Annotated in this window: 14 protein-coding genes; 6 read left to right on the forward strand and 8 right to left on the reverse strand. The window is 73.3% G+C overall.

Annotated features, from left to right (window positions below):
• Positions 1-11 precede the first annotated feature (11 nt).
• Both IF89_RS0121340 and IF89_RS0121345 read left to right on the forward strand, forming a co-directional pair.
• A complete protein-coding gene (locus IF89_RS0121340; protein ID WP_030770393.1) occupies positions 12-899 on the forward strand; it encodes a diacylglycerol kinase in 888 nt (295 codons plus the stop codon).
• A 46-nt stretch (positions 900-945) separates the two neighbouring features.
• Complete coding sequence (locus IF89_RS0121345; RefSeq protein WP_030770396.1) at positions 946-3786, forward strand: DEAD/DEAH box helicase; 2841 nt, start codon at positions 946-948, stop codon at positions 3784-3786.
• A gap of 85 nt (positions 3787-3871) precedes the next feature.
• Here IF89_RS0121345 and IF89_RS0121350 read toward each other — a convergent pair whose 3' ends face one another.
• The 3 genes from IF89_RS0121350 to IF89_RS0121360 all read right to left on the reverse strand — a co-directional run bounded on the left by IF89_RS0121350 (position 3872) and on the right by IF89_RS0121360 (position 6737).
• The gene (locus IF89_RS0121350; protein ID WP_030770399.1) at positions 3872-4858 is read right to left on the reverse strand and encodes an RluA family pseudouridine synthase; all 987 of its coding nucleotides are present in this window, start codon (positions 4856-4858) and stop codon (positions 3872-3874) included.
• Positions 4859-4944: 86 nt separating this feature from the next.
• On the reverse strand, positions 4945-5784 hold the full coding sequence (locus IF89_RS0121355; RefSeq protein WP_030770402.1) for a siderophore-interacting protein: 840 nt from the start codon (positions 5782-5784) through the stop codon (positions 4945-4947).
• 47 nt (positions 5785-5831) lie between these two features.
• Positions 5832-6737 (reverse strand): 5'-3' exonuclease, encoded by a 906-nt coding sequence (locus IF89_RS0121360; RefSeq protein WP_030770405.1) that lies wholly within the window; start codon positions 6735-6737, stop codon positions 5832-5834.
• Between the two features lie 312 nt (positions 6738-7049).
• On the opposite strand from IF89_RS0121360, the gene IF89_RS0121365 reads away from it, so the two are divergent.
• Positions 7050-7598: a helix-turn-helix domain-containing protein gene (locus tag IF89_RS0121365; protein ID WP_030770408.1), complete on the forward strand. Its 549-nt coding sequence runs from the start codon at positions 7050-7052 to the stop codon at positions 7596-7598.
• 3 nt (positions 7599-7601) lie between these two features.
• On the forward strand, positions 7602-8333 hold the full coding sequence (locus IF89_RS0121370; RefSeq protein WP_030770411.1) for a helical backbone metal receptor: 732 nt from the start codon (positions 7602-7604) through the stop codon (positions 8331-8333).
• Positions 8334-8727: 394 nt separating this feature from the next.
• Here the strand turns inward: IF89_RS0121370 and IF89_RS0121375 are convergent, their stop codons facing one another.
• Complete coding sequence (locus tag IF89_RS0121375; protein ID WP_030770414.1) at positions 8728-9867, reverse strand: TDT family transporter; 1140 nt, start codon at positions 9865-9867, stop codon at positions 8728-8730.
• A 70-nt stretch (positions 9868-9937) separates the two neighbouring features.
• Here IF89_RS0121375 and IF89_RS0121380 point away from each other — a divergent pair, with 70 nt between their 5' ends.
• Positions 9938-10858, forward strand: a complete 921-nt coding sequence (locus tag IF89_RS0121380) for a LysR family transcriptional regulator (RefSeq protein ID WP_030770416.1) — start codon at positions 9938-9940, stop codon at positions 10856-10858.
• A 19-nt stretch (positions 10859-10877) separates the two neighbouring features.
• Here the strand turns inward: IF89_RS0121380 and IF89_RS0121385 are convergent, their stop codons facing one another.
• The 4 genes from IF89_RS0121385 to IF89_RS0121400 form a co-directional block, all read right to left on the reverse strand.
• Positions 10878-11687: a hypothetical protein gene (locus IF89_RS0121385; RefSeq protein ID WP_234327836.1), complete on the reverse strand. Its 810-nt coding sequence runs from the start codon at positions 11685-11687 to the stop codon at positions 10878-10880.
• A 125-nt stretch (positions 11688-11812) separates the two neighbouring features.
• A complete protein-coding gene (locus IF89_RS0121390) occupies positions 11813-12520 on the reverse strand; it encodes a gamma-glutamyl-gamma-aminobutyrate hydrolase family protein (RefSeq protein WP_030770421.1) in 708 nt (235 codons plus the stop codon).
• A 44-nt stretch (positions 12521-12564) separates the two neighbouring features.
• Entirely contained in the window at positions 12565-14043 is a 1479-nt protein-coding gene (eat, locus tag IF89_RS0121395) for an ethanolamine permease (protein WP_030770426.1), read from the reverse strand.
• Between the two features lie 147 nt (positions 14044-14190).
• Entirely contained in the window at positions 14191-14937 is a 747-nt protein-coding gene (locus tag IF89_RS0121400; RefSeq protein WP_030770430.1) for a FadR/GntR family transcriptional regulator, read from the reverse strand.
• Between the two features lie 77 nt (positions 14938-15014).
• Between IF89_RS0121400 and IF89_RS0121405 the strand changes: the two genes are divergently transcribed.
• Positions 15015-16385, forward strand: a complete 1371-nt coding sequence (locus tag IF89_RS0121405; RefSeq protein WP_030770432.1) for a glutamine synthetase family protein — start codon at positions 15015-15017, stop codon at positions 16383-16385.
• The last annotated feature ends 30 nt before the right edge of the window (positions 16386-16415 follow it).

A 16415-nucleotide genomic window follows, 5' to 3' on the forward strand; every position in this document is an offset into this window, starting at 1 on the left:
ACATTCCGGGGGTGAGCTACGAGGTCACCCTTTTCGTGAATCCCACCGCGGGACGCGGCCGGGGCGCGCACGCCGCGCAGCCGGCCGCTTCCGCTCTGCGGGCCGCCGGCTTCTCCGTCCGGACCGTGGTCGGCGCCGACGCGCCCGACGCCCTGGCCCGGCTGACGGCAGCCGTCCGCGAGGGCGCCGGCGCCGTCGTCGCGGTGGGCGGCGACGGAATGGTCTCCCTGGCACTCCAGGCCCTCGCCGGCACCCCGGTGCCCCTCGGGGTGGTCGCCGTGGGCACCGGCAACGACTTCGCTCGGACCACCGGACTGCCCGTACGGGATCCCGCGCGGGCCGGACGGACGGCCGCCGAGGCCCTCAAGGAGGGCCGGATCCGCGAGATCGACCTGGGGCGCGTGGCCGGCACCTGGTACGGCACCGTGCTGTGCTCCGGCTTCGACTCGAAGGTCAACGACCGCGGCAACCGGATGCGGCTGCCGGCCGGCCGCTTCAAGTACGACCTGGCGATGATCGCTGAGCTGGCCGCCTTCCGGCCCTTCCCGTACCGCATCACCCTGGACGACGGCCCGGTGATCGAGACGGAGGCCACGCTGGTCGCCGTCGGCAACGGCTCCTCCTACGGCGGCGGCATGCGCATCTGCCCGGACGCCCGGCCCGACGACGGGCTCTTCGACGTCACGGTCGTCGGCGACTGCAGCCGCGCCACCCTGCTGAGCGTCTTCCCGCAGGTCTACCGGGGCGGGCACGTCTCCCACCCGAAGGTGCGCGTCCACCGCGCCCGGAAGATCACCCTGGAGGCCCCCGGCCTGAGCGCGTACGCGGACGGTGAGCCCCTCGGACCCCTCCCGGTGACGGCCGAGTGCGTGCCCGGGGCGCTCCGGCTCCTCACATAAATGATCGGGACTGTTGTCAGAGCCGACGGGTAGTCTCGACAGCAAGATGACCGAAGAACTCTCACCCGCCGAGCGGTACGCCGCTGCCCGGATCCGCGCCGCCGAAGAGGCCACCGCCCTGGCCCCCTTCCGCGAGATGTACGACTTCGACCTGGATCCGTACCAGGTGGAGGCCTGCAAGGCGCTGGAAGCCGGCAACGGCGTCCTCGTCGCCGCCCCGACCGGCTCGGGCAAGACCATTGTCGGCGAGTTCGCCGTGCACCTGGCCCTCGCCCAGGGGCGCAAGTGCTTCTACACGACGCCGATCAAGGCGCTCTCGAACCAGAAGTACGCCGACCTCGTCAAGCGCTACGGTGCCGACAAGGTGGGCCTGCTGACGGGCGACAACAGCGTCAACTCCGAGGCGCCGGTGGTCGTGATGACCACCGAGGTGCTCCGCAACATGCTCTATGCCGGCTCGCAGTCGCTGCGCGGCCTCGGCTACGTCGTGATGGACGAGGTCCACTACCTCTCCGACCGGTTCCGCGGAGCCGTCTGGGAGGAAGTGATCATCCACCTCCCGGAGTCGGTGACCCTGGTCTCCCTGTCGGCCACCGTCTCCAACGCCGAGGAGTTCGGCGACTGGCTGGACACCGTGCGCGGGGACACCGAGGTGATCGTCTCCGAGGAGCGGCCGGTACCGCTGTGGCAGCACGTCATGGCCGGCCGCCGGATCTACGACCTCTTCGAGGAGGAGTCCGACCACGGCGGCCGCGGCTCCGCGCGCCGCGAGGTCAATCCCGACCTGCTGCGCATGGCGCGCGAGGAGAACAGCCGCACCTACAGCCCGAAGGACCGGCGCCGCGGCAAGATGGTCCGCGAGGCCGACCGCGAGCGCGAACGGCGCTCCCGCGGCCGGATCTGGACCCCCTCCCGCCCCGAGGTCATCGCCCGCCTCGACAACGACGGGCTGCTGCCCGCCATCAACTTCATCTTCAGCCGGGCCGGCTGCGAGGCCGCCGTCCAGCAGTGCCTGTATGCGGGCCTGCGCCTGAACGACGAGTCCGCGCGCCTGAAGGTCCGTGAAATCGTCGAGGCGCGCACCGCCGCCATCCCCGCCGAGGACCTGCACGTCCTGGGCTACTACGAGTGGCTCGAAGGCCTGGAGCGGGGCATCGCCGCGCACCATGCGGGCATGCTGCCGACCTTCAAGGAGGTCGTGGAGGAGCTGTTCGTCCGCGGCCTGGTCAAGGCCGTCTTCGCCACCGAGACCCTGGCGCTCGGCATCAACATGCCCGCGCGCACGGTCATCCTGGAGAAGCTCGTCAAGTGGAACGGCGAGCAGCACGCCGACATCACCCCCGGCGAGTACACGCAGCTGACCGGCCGGGCCGGCCGGCGCGGCATCGACGTGGAGGGCCACGCGGTGGTGCTCTGGCAGCGGGGCATGGACCCGGTGGGCCTCGCCGGCCTCGCGGGGACGCGTACGTATCCGCTGCGCTCCAGCTTCAAGCCGTCGTACAACATGGCCGTCAACCTGGTCAGCCAGTTCGGCCGGCACCGCTCGCGCGAGCTGTTGGAGACCTCCTTCGCGCAGTTCCAGGCCGACCGCTCGGTCGTCGGGATCTCCCGGCAGGTGCAGCGCAACGAGGAGGGCCTGGAGGGCTACCGGGAGGGCATGACCTGCCACTTGGGGGACTTCGAGGAGTACGCGCAGCTGCGCCGCGACCTCAAGGACCGCGAGACGGAGCTCGCCAAGCAGGGCGCGGCCCAACGGCGGGTGCAGGCGGCCGGTTCGCTGGAGAAGCTGAAGCCGGGCGACATCATCCACGTGCCCACGGGCAAGTTCGCCGGCCTCGCCCTGGTCCTCGACCCCGGCGTACCGGCAGGACGGGTGCACGGCCACCGCGGGTACGAGTACGCGGAGGGTCCCCGTCCGCTTGTCCTCACCGCCGAGCGGCAGGTCAAGCGGCTTGCCGCGATCGACTTCCCCGTGCCGGTCGAGGCGCTCGACCGGATGCGGATCCCGAAGTCCTTCAACGCCCGTTCGCCGCAGTCCCGTCGGGACCTGGCGTCCCAGCTGCGCAGCAAGGCCGGGCACATCACCCCGGAGCGGCGCTCCCGCGGCCGGGCAGCCGCCGCCGACGACCGCGAGATCGCCCGGCTGCGCGCCGCGCTGCGGGCCCACCCCTGCCACGGCTGCGACGAGCGCGAGGACCACGCCCGCTGGGCGGAGCGCTACCACCGGCTCAAGCGGGACACCCTGCAGCTGGAGCGGCGGATCGAGGGCCGCACCAACACGATCGCCCGCACCTTCGACCGCATCCACGCCCTGCTGACCGAGCTGGACTACCTGCGCGAGGACGAGGTCACCGTGCACGGCCGGCGGCTCGCCCGGCTGTACGGTGAGCTCGACCTGCTGGCGTCCGAGTGCCTGCGCGAGCGGATCTGGGAGGGACTGAGCCCGGCGGAACTGGCGGCCTGCGTCTCCGCGTTGGTCTTCGAGGCCCGCCAGTCCGACGACGCGGTCGCACCGAAGGTGCCGGGCGGCGCGGCGAAGGTGGCGCTGGGCGAGATGGTCCGCATCTGGGGCCGGCTCGACGCGCTGGAGGAGGAGCACCGCATCAACCAGGCGGAGGGCGTGGGCCAGCGCGAGCCGGACCTCGGCTTCGCGTGGGCGGCGTACCAGTGGGCCTCCGACAAGAGCCTGGACGAGGTCCTGCGCGAGGCGGAGATGCCGGCCGGTGACTTCGTGCGCTGGTGCAAGCAGGTCATCGACGTCCTCGGGCAGATCGCGGCGGCGGCCCCCTCGGCCACCGGCGACAGCGGCAGCACGGTGGCGAAGAACGCCCGCAAGGCCGTGGACGCGCTGCTCCGCGGCGTGGTGGCCTACAGCTCCGTCGGCTAGCGGGCGCGTCCCGGGAGCGGCGTGACCGCGAGCGGTGACCGGCCGCCGTACGGGGGGATCCCCCCGTACGGCGGCCGCTTCGGTCTCAGGGGCCGCAGCGGTGCGGGGTCTGCGGCGTGGGGCCGGCCTCCCAGCCGGGGCGGTCGTGCCAGGCCTGGAGGGTGCGGGAACTCTCGAAGCGGTGGGCCGCGCCGGTGACGGGGTCGGTGAAGGCCAGGACGCGGGCCAGGAGTTGCAGGGGCCGCCGGTAGTCGTCCGGGGCCGGGTCCGTGACCTGCGGGTAGACCGGGTCGCCGAGGATGGGCAGGCCCAGGCCGTTCATGTGCACCCGCAGCTGGTGGGTGCGGCCGGTGTGCGGGGTCAGCCGGTAGCGGGCGAGAGGGCCGCGGACGTCGGCGAGCTCGATGAGGCTCTCGGCGTTCGGCGGGCCGGGGACCTCGGTGGCGGCGATCACTCCGCGGACCTTCTCGATGCGGCTGCGGACCGTACGGGGAAAGGCCTGCGCCGGGTCGTGGCGGGCGAGTGCCTCGTACTCCTTGTGCACCTCGCGCCGCTGGAAGAGGAGCTGGTAGGCGCCGCGGTCCTCGGGCCGGACGCTGAACATCACCAGGCCGGCGGTCAGCCGGTCCAGGCGGTGCGCGGGGCTGAGGTCCGGCAGGTCCAGCTCCTCGCGCAGCCGGGCCAGGGCGGTCTCGGTGATGTGGCTGCCGCGCGGTGTGGTCGCCAGGAAATGCGGCTTGTCCACGACCAGCAGGTGTGCGTCCCGGTGGATCACGTGCACGGCGAACGGCACCCGCGGCTCCGGGTCCATGTCCCGGTGGAACCACAGGTAGGCGCCCGGCTCGTACGGATCCCGCGCGGCCAGCACGCGCCCGCCGGGGCCGAGGACCCGGCCCGCGGCCAGCAGGCGCGCCATGGACTGCGCGCCGCGGGTGCCGGCGTAGCGGGCGGCGAGGTAACTGCCGAGGTCCGGCCACGCCCCGTCCGGATCGGGCGGCAGCCGGAGCCGGACCGGGTCGATGCCGGCCATCTGGGGCAGGGGCGAGGGGGGTGCCGGGATTCTGCGTCTCATCGGCACCAGGCTATGCGGCGGCCGCCGGGGCGGACCGCCGGAGACAGGGGGCCGGCCCGAACGGACGGCCGGCCCCGCAGGGAGGGTCAGGCGGCGGCGCGGTGCTCCTGTTCCGCCTCCACCATGGCGTTCCAGTCGCGCTTGATCGCCCGCCAGCCCTCGTCCGTCTCGCCCAGGCGCCAGTAGCCCGAGATGGACAGGCGTTCGCGGGCGACGCCGCGCTCCAGGCGGAGGTGGCGGCGCAGGTCCTTGACGAAGCCGGCCTCACCGTGGACGAAGGCGTGGACGTCCGTCGAGGGGAAGTGCAGGGCCTGGACCGCCTCGACCAGCGCTTGGCCGACCGGACGGTCCCCGCGGTGGAGCCACACCGGTACGACGCCGTCCGGGGTCGCGACCTCCAGCTCGTCGGCCGGGCCGTCGACCTCCACGAGCGCGTGCACCCGGGCGCCCCGCGGCATCCGCTCCATCGCCGCGGCGATGGCCGGCAGCGCGCTCTCGTCACCCACGAGGAGGTGCCAGCCCGCCGTCGGGTCCGGGGCGTAGGCGCCGCCGGGGCCGAGGAAGTGCACCAGCTCGCCCGGCTGGGCCCGGGCCGCCCAGGGGCCGGCCAGGCCCTCGTCGCCGTGGACCACGAAGTCGAGGGTCACCTGCCGGTGGACCGGGTCCCAGTGGCGCACGGTGTACGCGCGCTGGCGCGGCCACTGCGCCCTCGGAAAATCACCGCGGATGCGTTCCAGGTCCCAGGGGGCGGGGTAGGAAACACCCTCGGGAGCGAAGAGGAGTTTCACGTAATGGTCGGTGTACTCGCCCGCGCCGAAGTCCGCCAGGCCCTCACCACCCAGCACGAGCCGCACCATGTGCGGCGAGAGCCGCTCGGTGCGTACGACAACGGCGGTGCCGACAGTGCGGCCGCGTCCTTCTGCCACGGTATCCCCTGACTCCCATGAAACTTAGCCTTACCTAAGTTAGCACCTCAGGAGTGCAGGGCGCCGCTCAGACGGGACACAGCGCCCCCCAATCCCCACCGATGGGCTAGCGCGTCGACGAGTTCGGGCTGCGCCGGGGCCTTCGGCAGGGCCGCGTCGAACTGCGGGAGCGGGACGTCGGTGGCCACTTTGACCACCTTCGGGGCCACCGCCAGGTACGGCCGCGACTCGTCCAGCCGCTTGCGCTGGGTCGGCGTCAGCTTCGACTTCGGGTCGTCGACCGCCGCGACGATCCCCGCCAGGTCGCCGTAGGCGTCCAGCAGCTTCGCCGCCGTCTTCTCGCCGATCCCGGGTACGCCCGGCAGGCCGTCGCTCGGGTCGCCGCGCAGCAGGGCGAGGTCCGCGTAACCAGGGCCGTCCACCCCGTACTTCTCCCGCAGCCACGCCTCGTCGGTCACCTGCAGGGTGCCGACGCCCTTGAGGGGGTACAGCACCCGCCGCTGCCGGGCGTCGTCCACGAGCTGGTACAGGTCCCGGTCGCCGGTGACGATGTCCACCGGTCCCGTCGCGCGATCCGTGAGCGTACCGATCACGTCGTCCGCCTCGTAGCCGGCGACACCGACGCGGGCGATGCCGAAGGCGTCCAGGGCGGCCTCGATGATCGGCACCTGCGGGGCGAGCGTGTCCGGGGTCTCCTCCACATCGGGACCCGTCTGCGTCTCGACGGCGACCCGGTGGGCCTTGTACGACGGGATCAGCTCCACCCGCCACTGCGGCCGCCAGTCGGCGTCCATGCAGGCCACCAGGTCGTCCGGCCGGTGGTCCTGGACGAGTCGGCCGATGAAGTCGAGGAGTCCGCGTACGGCGTTGACCGGGGTGCCGTCCGGGGCCTTCACGGAGTCCGGCACACCGAAGTAGGCGCGGAAGTAGAGGGAAGCGGTGTCCAGGAGCATCAGGCGTCGTGTCGTCACGCAGACGATGATGCCGCAACGGCTCGCGGGGCTCGTCCGGTCCGCGGGGCGCCCCGGCGCGCGCCCGACCGCCCCCGGAGCGCCACTGACGGTGAGCGGTCGGGTACGGGAAGGTCGGTGCGGGCGAAACCGGAGGCGGTTGCTGCGTAAGGTGCTTACAGCACACCGATGTGCGACGGACATGGGGAGGGCAGCCCCGACATGAACGACAGGGACGGCAAGGACGGCCTGAGCGGCAAGCCGAACGACGTGGACGACAAGAGCAAGGACAAGGACGGCAAGGAACCGCTGCGGGTGGGTGTGGCCGTGCGCAAGCGCCGCCGCGCGCTCCACCTGACGCTGGCCGCCGTGTCGGCGCGGAGCGGTCTGTCGGTGCCCTTCCTGAGTCAGATAGAGAACGAGCGGGCCCGGCCCAGCATGCGGTCCCTGGAACGCGTCGCCGATGCGCTGGAGACCACGGCCGTCGAGCTGTTGGCCGCCTCCGACACCGCGCGCACGGTGGACCTGGTACGGGCCGGCGACGAGTCCGGGCTGACGCCGGTGCCGGGCGTACGCCCCCTCGTGCGCGGTCACCACCAGCTGCACGCGCTGGAGTTCACCGGGGACCAGGACGCCGGGCGCGAGTACCAGCACCGCAACGACGAGCTGATGTACGTGGTCGCGGGCGCCTGCCAGGTGGAGGCCGAGGGGCGGGCGTACCGGCTGGAGCGCGGCGACGCGCTGTTCCTGTCCGGAGGTGTGCGCCACCGGTGGCGGGCGGTCACCGAGGACACCCGGATCCTGGTGGTCGCCGTGGGCGACCACATCCACGCCACCTCCGAGCCGCCCTCGCCGGGGCACTGAGGCGTGCGGCGACGGGTCGTGTCGCTGGTGCCGTCGCTGACCGAGGCGGTGGCCGTGAGCGCGCCGGGACTGCTGGTCGGGGTCACCGACTGGTGCACGCACCCCGGCGACCTTGGGGCGGCGGAACGGATCGGGGGGACGAAGAACCCCGACGTGGGCAGGATCGCGGAGCTCCGCCCCGACCTGGTGATCGCCAATGAGGAGGAGAACCGGGCGCCGGACCTGGACGCGTTGCGGGCGGCGGGGGTGGAGGTGCTGGTGACGGAGGTCCGGGACCTGCCGCAGGCGCTGCATGAACTCGACCGGGTGCTGGTGGGGGCGCTGGGGTTGACGAGGCCGGGGTGGCTGGCGGACGCGGAGGCGGCGTGGGGCCGGGCGGAGCCCGTGGGCGACCTCAGGGCCGTCGTGCCGGTGTGGCGGCGGCCGTGGATGGTGCTGGGGCGGGACACCTTCGGCGGTGACCTGCTGGGGCGGCTCGGCGTGCGCAACGTCTTCGCCGGGCACGCGGAGCGGTATCCGCGGATGGCGGCGGCGGAGCTGGCCGCGGTGGCGGGGGCCGAGTGCGACCTGGTGGTTTTGCCGGACGAGCCGTACCGCTTCACCGCGGAGGACGGGCCGGAGGCGTTCCCCGGCGCGCCGGCGGCCCTGGTCAGCGGGCGGCACCTGACCTGGTACGGGCCGTCGCTGACCGAGGCGGCGGGGGTGTTGGCGGCGGCCGTGCGCTCCGCGGGCTGAGCCGGTGTGCTGGGGCGCTGCCCCAGACCCCGCGCCTCAAGCGCCGGCGGGGCTGGGGTGTGCCTGGTCGGGGGTGTGCTGTGGGGGCGAAACACGGTCGTGGTGTGGCGGAGTCGCGGTGCCGGGCAGGGGTGTCTCCTCGGCTCGGCGGGTGCCGTACTTCGCGGTGGTGCTCGGGGGTGACGCCTCGTCCTGCGGGGACACCCGACCCCTGAGTACCGCCGCGATCGCTCGAACGCGCCGAGCCGAGGAGATGCTCCGCCCCGCACAGCACCGACACCGACCAGCAAAATCCAGCCCCGCCGGCGTTTGAGGCGCGGGGTCCGGGGCGGAGCCCCGGCTACCACCGGCCGGGCCGGGGGGCCGGACTGCGTCCCCCCGCGGGAGCCCGACGCTAGGGCCGGTCCGCTGCCCCCGCGGGAGCGAGGAGGCGGCCCGAGGCGAGGCCGCGGAGGGTGTGGGCGGCGGCCAGGAGCCAGGCTGTCAGCAGGGCCAGGAACAGGGCCGCGGCGAGCCAGGCGAGGGCGGTGAGGCCGGTGTGGCGGGCCAGGCCGGCGGCGCCGGTGACACAGGTGCCGACGGGGAAGGTCAGCGCCCACCAGGTCATCGAGAAGCCCATGCCGGCCCGGGCCGCCCGGACCAGCAGGCACACGGCCAGGGTCAGCCACAGCAGGGCGAAGCCCATCACGGGGACCCCGTAGACGACCGCGAAGGCGCCGAGCGCGTCGGCGTAGGGGGCGCCGATGGCCTGCGGCGCCACGTCGGCCAGCTGGTTCACGGCGGTGGTGGACTGCCCGAGGGGGCCGAGGACCAGGAACAGGGTCGGGGTCAGGGCCAGGGGGAGGGGGCCGCCCACGATCAGGCGGCCGAGGATCAGCGGCAGCATCAGCAGCGTGGCGAGCAGGCTGATGCCGAACATCGCGTAGCAGGCGAGCAGCAGGGCCTCGCGGGGCTGGCCCGGGGCCAGGTGCGGTATCAGCAGCGGGCCGACGGCGGCGGAGACCATGGGGGCGACGAGGGGCAGCAGCCAGACGGGGGTGGCCTGCTGCGGCTCCACCTGGTGGCGCACCACCATCAGGTACGGCACGGCCACCGCCATCACCAGGCCGATCGCGGTGCCCGCGGCGAACAGCACGGCGTCCGCGGCCACGGCGGAGCCGGTCCCGATGAGGTCCTTGCCGACGGTCAGCGTGGCGCCGCCTACGGACAGGAGGGCCATCGAGAGGCATCCGTAGAAGGGGGCGACCGCGGGGTCGAGGAGGTGGGCGCGGGCCTGGTCGCGGTGGTGGAGCCAATGCCCGGCGCGGGCGGCGAGCACGACGGCGAGGGCGGCCGCGGACAGCGCCCAGACGAGCTGGCAGGCCACGCGCTGGCCGGGAAGCTGGTACGGCAGGGCCGCGCCGGCGCCGGCGACGATCGCGGTGCCCATGACGGGGGCGTACCAGTTGGGGCCGAGGTGCCGCAGCGCCGGTGCCTTGTGGGCGGGGGGCGCGGGTTCGGTGAGGGTGCGGGGTCGCACGAGGGTGGTGGCCATGGGGCCAGCCTCACGCCGGGGCGGGCCGCGCGGCAGGGATCACCTGCCTATAAGGCCATAAACTGATGTTATGGGTGAGGAGAAGTCGGTTCCGCTGGCGCACCGCGTACCGGACCTCGGGGCGCTGGAGCTGTTGCTGACCGTGGCGCGCGTCGGGAGCCTGAGCGGGGCCGCCCGGCGGCTGGGCATCACCCAGCCCGCGGCGAGCAGCCGGATCAGGGCGATGGAGACCCGACTCGGTGTGGCGCTGGTGGACCGTTCCCCGCGCGGGTCCACACTGACGGCCGAGGGTGCGCTGGTCACCGACTGGGCGCGGCGGGTGGTGGAGGCGGCGGAGGCCTTCGACGCCGGAGCACAGGCGCTGCGCGGGCGGCGGGACTCGCGGCTGCGGGTGGCTGCCAGCATGACCATCGCGGAGTACCTGCTGCCGGGCTGGCTGATCGCGCTGCGCGGGCAGCGGCCGGACACGGCCGTGTCGCTGCACGCGGGAAACTCCGCGGTGGTCGTACAGCGGGTGCTCGCGCACGAGGCCGACCTCGGCTTCGTGGAGGGGCTGACGGTGCCGGAGGGACTGGACTCGGCGGTGATCGCGCAGGACCGCCTCGTCGTGGCGGTGGCGCCGGTGCATCCGTGGGCGCGGCGTGCGCGGGGCGTGGGCGCGGCGGAACTGGCGGCGACCCCGCTGATCCTGCGCGAGCGGGGATCGGGCACCCGGCAGGTACTGGACGCCGCGCTCGCCGGTCACGGCGGGCTCGCCGCGCCGCTGCTGGAGCTGGCGTCGACGACGGCGGTGAAGGCGGCGGCGCTGGGCGGGGCGGGTCCGTGCGTGCTGTCGGAGCTGGCGGTGGTGGACGAACTGGCGGCGCGCCGGCTGGTGGCGGTCCCCGTGTCGGACGCCGACCTCGGCCGGGCCCTGCGCGCGGTCTGGCCGGCGGGCGCCCGCCCGGCGGGCCCCGCCCGGGACCTGCTCTCCTTGACCCGGGGCGGCTAGGGCGAGAGTGCGGCAGTGGTCAGGTCGGGTGCTCCTCGGCCCGTGAGCGGAGGGTCTTCGTCAGGAGGGTGCCCACGACGATCAGGGCGGCCCCGAGCCACCACATGTTGTCGAAGATCAGGACCGCGATGCCGATCGGTACGAGCATGCCCGCCAGCGGCACCAGGAAGCCCGCCCAGGGCGTCGGCTCCGGGGGGAGGCCGGCGGCCTCGCGGACCGCCTGGGCGCGGGCGACGTCCGGGTACCACACGGTGAACTTCACCGCCGCGACGATGGCGAGGATCTGGATGATCCAGCCGGTCCAGATGTTGCCGGGGTCGTGCAGGACCAGGTCCCCGATCGCGCCCGCGGCGGCCGCCACCAGGAAGGCGACGCCCCAGGCCCCGGTGATCATGTAGTTGGTCCGCAGGAAGCCGCGGGTGTGCCACAGCGACGGGTCGACCTGCTCGCGGGCGTACTGGATGGTGAAGGGCGTTCGCACGGCCATCGAACCGAAGGCGATCACGGCCAGCGCGATGTTGGCCACTTCGCCCGCGTACGTCTCCAGCCAGCGCAAGGTGCCCTCGCTCGCCAGCAGGCCGATCACGGCCATGGTCGCGAAGAAGGTGATGTCGGCCAGTTCCAGCAGCTTCCAGGAGCTGCCGCGGTGGACGAGGTGGGTGAGGGCGGTCAGGGTGACGGCGGCTGCGAGGGCCAGGCCGACGGCCAGTTCGAACCGTCCCGGGCCGACCAGCAGCGAGAAGATGATCCACGGCGCCATGCCCACGACCGGGTTGTCCAGGACCCCGGCCATCGGCCTGCGCGCCGTGCGGTGTGCCTCGGTGCTCACCCCTCCAGCGTGCGCGCCCGGCGGCCGAAGGGCCATTCGTGGTGGCGTCCGCGCTCGGCGCGTCGGGCCGGCCGCGGGGCCCCGGCGGTGGGGAGGACGCCGGTGCCACCGCGGCCGGCGGCCGGTCAGGCCACCGGTACCGCGCCGCGCACGGCGGCGGCCTCGATCAGGGACGCCATCACCCGGGTGTCCTCGTCGCGCTCCGGATGCCATTGCACGCCCATCACCCAACGGGCGGGGTCGGGCAGCTCGATGGCCTCCACCGTGCCGTCGAGCGCGTGCGCCGAGGCGACCAGCCCGCGGCCCAGGCGTTCGACCGCCTGGTGGTGGTAGGTGGGGACCTGGGCCTCCTCGGGGACCAGGTCCGCGTACCGGGTACCGGGGACGGGGCGGACCGGGTGCCAGGACATGACGCCCGGGGTGTCGACGTGCCCGTCGATGTGCTGGATCAGCGTGCCGCCCAGGGCCACGTTCAGAGCCTGCATCCCCCGGCAGATGCCGAGCACGGGCACGTCCGCCTCCAGCGCGGCGCCGATCAGGGCCAGCTCCCACTGGTCGCGCACCGTCGCGGGGGCGCCCGTACGGGGGTCGCGAGCAGCCCCGTAGTGGACCGGGTCCACGTCCGGGCCGCCCGCCACGACCAGGCCGTCCACCCGGCTCAGCACCTCCGCCGCCCACCCCGGCTCGTCCGGGGGCAGCAGCACCGCCGCGCCGCCCGCCGCCCGGACGAGTTCGTGGTAGGCGGCGGGTACGAGGGACGCCGGCAGGTCCCACACCCCGTAGCGGGTGGATTCCTCGACGTAGGTGGTGATGCCGATGAGCGGCCTGGGCACGGGCGAACCTCCGGAAGGGGGCGTGGACGGACGGTGACAGCGTTTCAGTCGCGGGCCAGTTCCGCCTCCGCTTCCGCGAGGGCCGCGAACTCCTCCTCGGGGGCCGACGCCACCAGGCGGTGCCGGCTGTAGAAGGCGAAGTAGGCCAGGGCGACGGCGTACACGGCCAGGGCGATGAACGCCGCGTCCTTGTCCACCAGGAAGGTGGCGACCAGGGCCGAAAGGGCCAGCACGAAGGCCACCGAGGAGGTCAGGATCCCGCCCGGGGTGCGGTACGGGCGTTCCAGTTGCGGCTCCCGGCGGCGCAGCACGATGTGGGAGAGGGCCATCAGGGCGTAGGAGATGGTGGCGCCGAACACGGCGATGTTGAGCATGCGGGCGCCGTTGCCGGTGGCGGCGGCCAGGGCGAAACCGATCGCCCCGGGGATGATCAGACCGAGGTACGGGGCCTTGCGCTTCGAGGTGAGCGAGAGGAAGCGGGGCAGGTAGCCGGCGCGGGAGAGGGCGAAGAGCTGGCGCGAGCCGGCGTAGATGAGGGAGAAGAAGGAGGCCACCAGGCCCGCCAGGCCCGCGTAGTTCACGAAGCGGCTCAGCGCGGTCGGGCCGCCGTCCCCCTCCAGGGCGACGACGAGGGGGTTGCCGGCCGTCCTGACGGCGTCGGCGCCCTGCGCGCCGGTCGCGGCGAAGAAGGTGATCAGGGCCAGCAGGGCGAGGATGCCCATGGAGACGGCCAGGGCCCTGGGCATGGAGCGGACCGGGTCCTTCGCCTCCTCGGCCGCGAGCGGTACGCCCTCCACGCCCAGGAAGAACCACATGCCGAAGGGAAAGGCGGCCCAGATGCCGAGCACGCCCAGCGGCAGCCAGGAGTTCGAGCCGAAGGCGCTCGGGTCGACGGGGATGTCGTTCAGGCGGTCGGCGCTGAACTCGGTGAAGGCGCCCACCGCGAAGATCAGCAGGGCGGCGACCGCGACGGCGGTCACGACCAGGCTGAAGCGCAGCGCCTCGCCGACACCCCAGAGGTGCACGCCGATGAAGATCACGAAGCAGGCGAGGTAGACGGGCCAGCCGGAGGTGAGGCCGAAGAGACCGAGGGACTCCACGTAGTCGCCGATGAAGATGACGATCGCCGCCGGGGCCAGGACGTACTCGATGAGGATGGCGGTGCCGGTGAGGAAGCCGCCCCAGGGGCCGAGGGCCCGCCGGGCGAAGCCGTAGCCGCCGCCCGCGGTCGGCAGGACGGTGGACAGTTCCGCGAGGGAGAAGACCAGGCAGGCGTACATGGCGCCCATCAGGACGGTGGCGATGGCCAGACCGCCGAAGCCGCCCTTGTCGAGGCCGACGTTCCAGCCGGAGAAGTCCCCCGAGACGACATAGGCGACGCCCAGCCCGGTCAGCAGCAGCCAGCCGGCGCTGCCGCGGCGCAGGGTGCGGCGCTCCAGGTAGTCGTCCGGGCCGTCGCCGCCGGCGGGTGACGTGGGGGGTGCGGGCGCGGCTGCCAGCCGTGCCTCGATGTCGTCGGCCATCGTGCGCTCCTGCCTCGGGGCAATGGTTGTGGGGCGTACCTTTGTCCGAGTGGAGCGGAACGCGCAAGACCTGCGCGTAAAACAGAAGTTACGAAAACCTCTCGGGCCGCCCCCTCGCCCCCGGTCCCGGTCCGCCCCCCGGCCGTCTCAGGCGAGGAATCCGCGCAGCAGCGCCGCCGTGCCGCAGCAGTGCTCGCGCATGGTCTCGCGGGCCCCGGCCGCATCCCCCTCCAGCACGGACTCCACCAGCGTGCTGTGCTGCTGCTGGGAGTGCTCCAGGTTGCGGACCAGCAGGGGGATGCAGTCGAGCAGGTCGTTCACGGTGGCCCGGACGGCCGCGTACTGGGCCGTCAGGGTGGCGGACCCGGCGAGCTCGCACAGGGTGAGGTGGAAGAGGGTGTCCTGGCGCCGGTAGTCGGCGAGCGGGGCGTCGTGGGTCGCGCCCAGGGCCGCGAGCAGCCGTTCGGTGCCCTCCTCGGTCAGCCCCTGGGAGGCGCACAGCCCGGCCGCCCCCACCTCCAGGACCTCGCGGAAGCGCAGGACGTCCTCGATGTCGACGCCCGCGACCCGCCTGCGCAGCTCCTCCTCGGTGCCGCCGGCCGGGGTGTCGCGGCGGGGCAGGACGAACGTTCCGCCGTACCGGCCGCGCCGCGCCTCCACCAGGCCCTGGTCCTGCAGTACCTTCAGGACCTCGCGCAAGGTGACCCGGCTGATCCCCATCCGCTCCGCCAACTCGCGCTCGGGCGGCAGCCGCTCCCCGCCCGGCACCAGCCCCAGGCGGACCACCTGGAGGATCTGCTCCAGCGCCTCCTCGAACCCGTTGCCCGCCCGCACCTGGCGCAGCACCGGGTTCAGGCGCCGGGCGGCGTCGCCCTCGCTCGCCGTGTCGGTCATCTCGGCTCCTCCCCTTCCCAAGCAATGGTTCTATTCAATACCTTAGGCCTCCTCGGCTCACCGAAGGAGAGAATCCCGTGGTAGACCGCAAGCCGCCGCTCACGTCCGAGGAGCTCCGCGTCCTCGTCGCGAGCGGCGAGATCGACACAGTCGTCCTGGCCTTCCCCGACATGCAGGGGCGGCTCCAGGGCAAGCGGTTCGCCGCACCGTTCTTCCTGGACGAGGTCCTCGCGCACGGCACCGAGGGCTGCAACTACCTCCTGGCCGTCGACACCGAGATGAACACCGTCGACGGTTACGAGATGTCCTCGTGGGACCGGGGCTACGGCGACTTCGCCATGCACCCCGACCCCGCCACCCTGCGCCGCATCCCCTGGAATCCCGGCAGCGCCTTCCTCCTCGCCGACCTGGCCTGGAACGACGGCACGCCCGTGGTGGCCGCACCCCGCCAGATCCTGCGCCGCCAACTGGACCGCCTCGCCGAGCACGGGTACACCGCGATGGTCGGCACGGAGCTGGAGTTCATGGTCTTCCAGGACACCTACGAGCAGGCCTGGAACGCCAACTACCGCGGCCTGACCCCCGCCAACCAGTACAACATCGACTACTCGGTCCTCGGCACCGGCCGCATCGAACCCCTGCTGCGCCGGATCCGCAACGAGATGCAGGCCGCCGGCCTGACCGTCGAGTCGGCCAAGGGCGAGTGCAACCTCGGCCAGCACGAGATCGCCTTCCGCTACGACGAGGCGCTCACCACCTGCGACCAGCACTCCGTCTACAAGACCGGCGCCAAGGAGATCGCCGCCCAGGAGGGCGTCTCGCTCACCTTCATGGCCAAGTACGACGAGCGCGAGGGCAACTCCTGTCACATCCACCTCTCGCTCACCGACGCCGACGGGCGCAACGCGATGGCCGGAGAGGGCCACGAGGAACACGGCATGTCACCCGTGATGCGCCACTTCCTGGCCGGCCAGCTCGCCGCGCTGCGCGACTTCTCCCTTCTCTACGCCCCGAACGTCAACTCGTACAAGCGTTTCCGGCCGGGATCCTTCGCCCCGACCGCCGTCGCCTGGGGCCTCGACAACCGCACCTGCGCCCTGCGCGTCGTGGGCCGCGGCCGCTCCATGCGCTTCGAGAACCGCCTCCCCGGCGGCGACGTCAACCCCTACCTCGCCGTCGCCGGCCTGGTCGCGGCCGGCCTCCACGGCATCGAGAACCGCCTGGAGCTGCCGCCGATGTGCGCCGGCAACGCCTACACCGGCGACTACGCGCACGTCCCCACCACCCTGCGCGAGGCCGCCGAGCTCTGGGAGACCAGCGAGATCGCCAAGGCCGCCTTCGGCCCCGAGGTCGTCGCCCACTACCGGAACATGGCCCGCGTGGAACTCGACGCCTACGACTCCGCGGTGACCGACTGGGAGCTGCGCCGCTCCTTCGAACGCCTGTAGCCACCCACGCCACCGAACCGAAACTGTGAG

The sequence above is a fragment of the Streptomyces sp. NRRL F-2664 genome (genome assembly GCF_000719345.1).
Classification (GTDB): Bacteria; Actinomycetota; Actinomycetes; order Streptomycetales; family Streptomycetaceae; genus Streptomyces.

Bases quoted from the DNA above. Each gene is read 5' to 3' on its own strand.
- IF89_RS0121345 (WP_030770396.1), top strand. From the start codon at position 946: ATGACCGAAGAACTCTCACCCGCCGAGCGGTACGCCGCTGCCCGGATC.
- IF89_RS0121350 (WP_030770399.1), bottom strand. From the start codon at position 4,858: ATGAGACGCAGAATCCCGGCACCCCCCTCGCCCCTGCCCCAGATGGCC.
- IF89_RS0121360 (WP_030770405.1), bottom strand. From the start codon at position 6,737: ATGCTCCTGGACACCGCTTCCCTCTACTTCCGCGCCTACTTCGGTGTG.
- IF89_RS0121375 (WP_030770414.1), bottom strand. From the start codon at position 9,867: ATGGCCACCACCCTCGTGCGACCCCGCACCCTCACCGAACCCGCGCCC.
- IF89_RS0121380 (WP_030770416.1), top strand. From the start codon at position 9,938: ATGGGTGAGGAGAAGTCGGTTCCGCTGGCGCACCGCGTACCGGACCTC.
- eat (WP_030770426.1), bottom strand. From the start codon at position 14,043: ATGGCCGACGACATCGAGGCACGGCTGGCAGCCGCGCCCGCACCCCCC.
- IF89_RS0121400 (WP_030770430.1), bottom strand. From the start codon at position 14,937: ATGACCGACACGGCGAGCGAGGGCGACGCCGCCCGGCGCCTGAACCCG.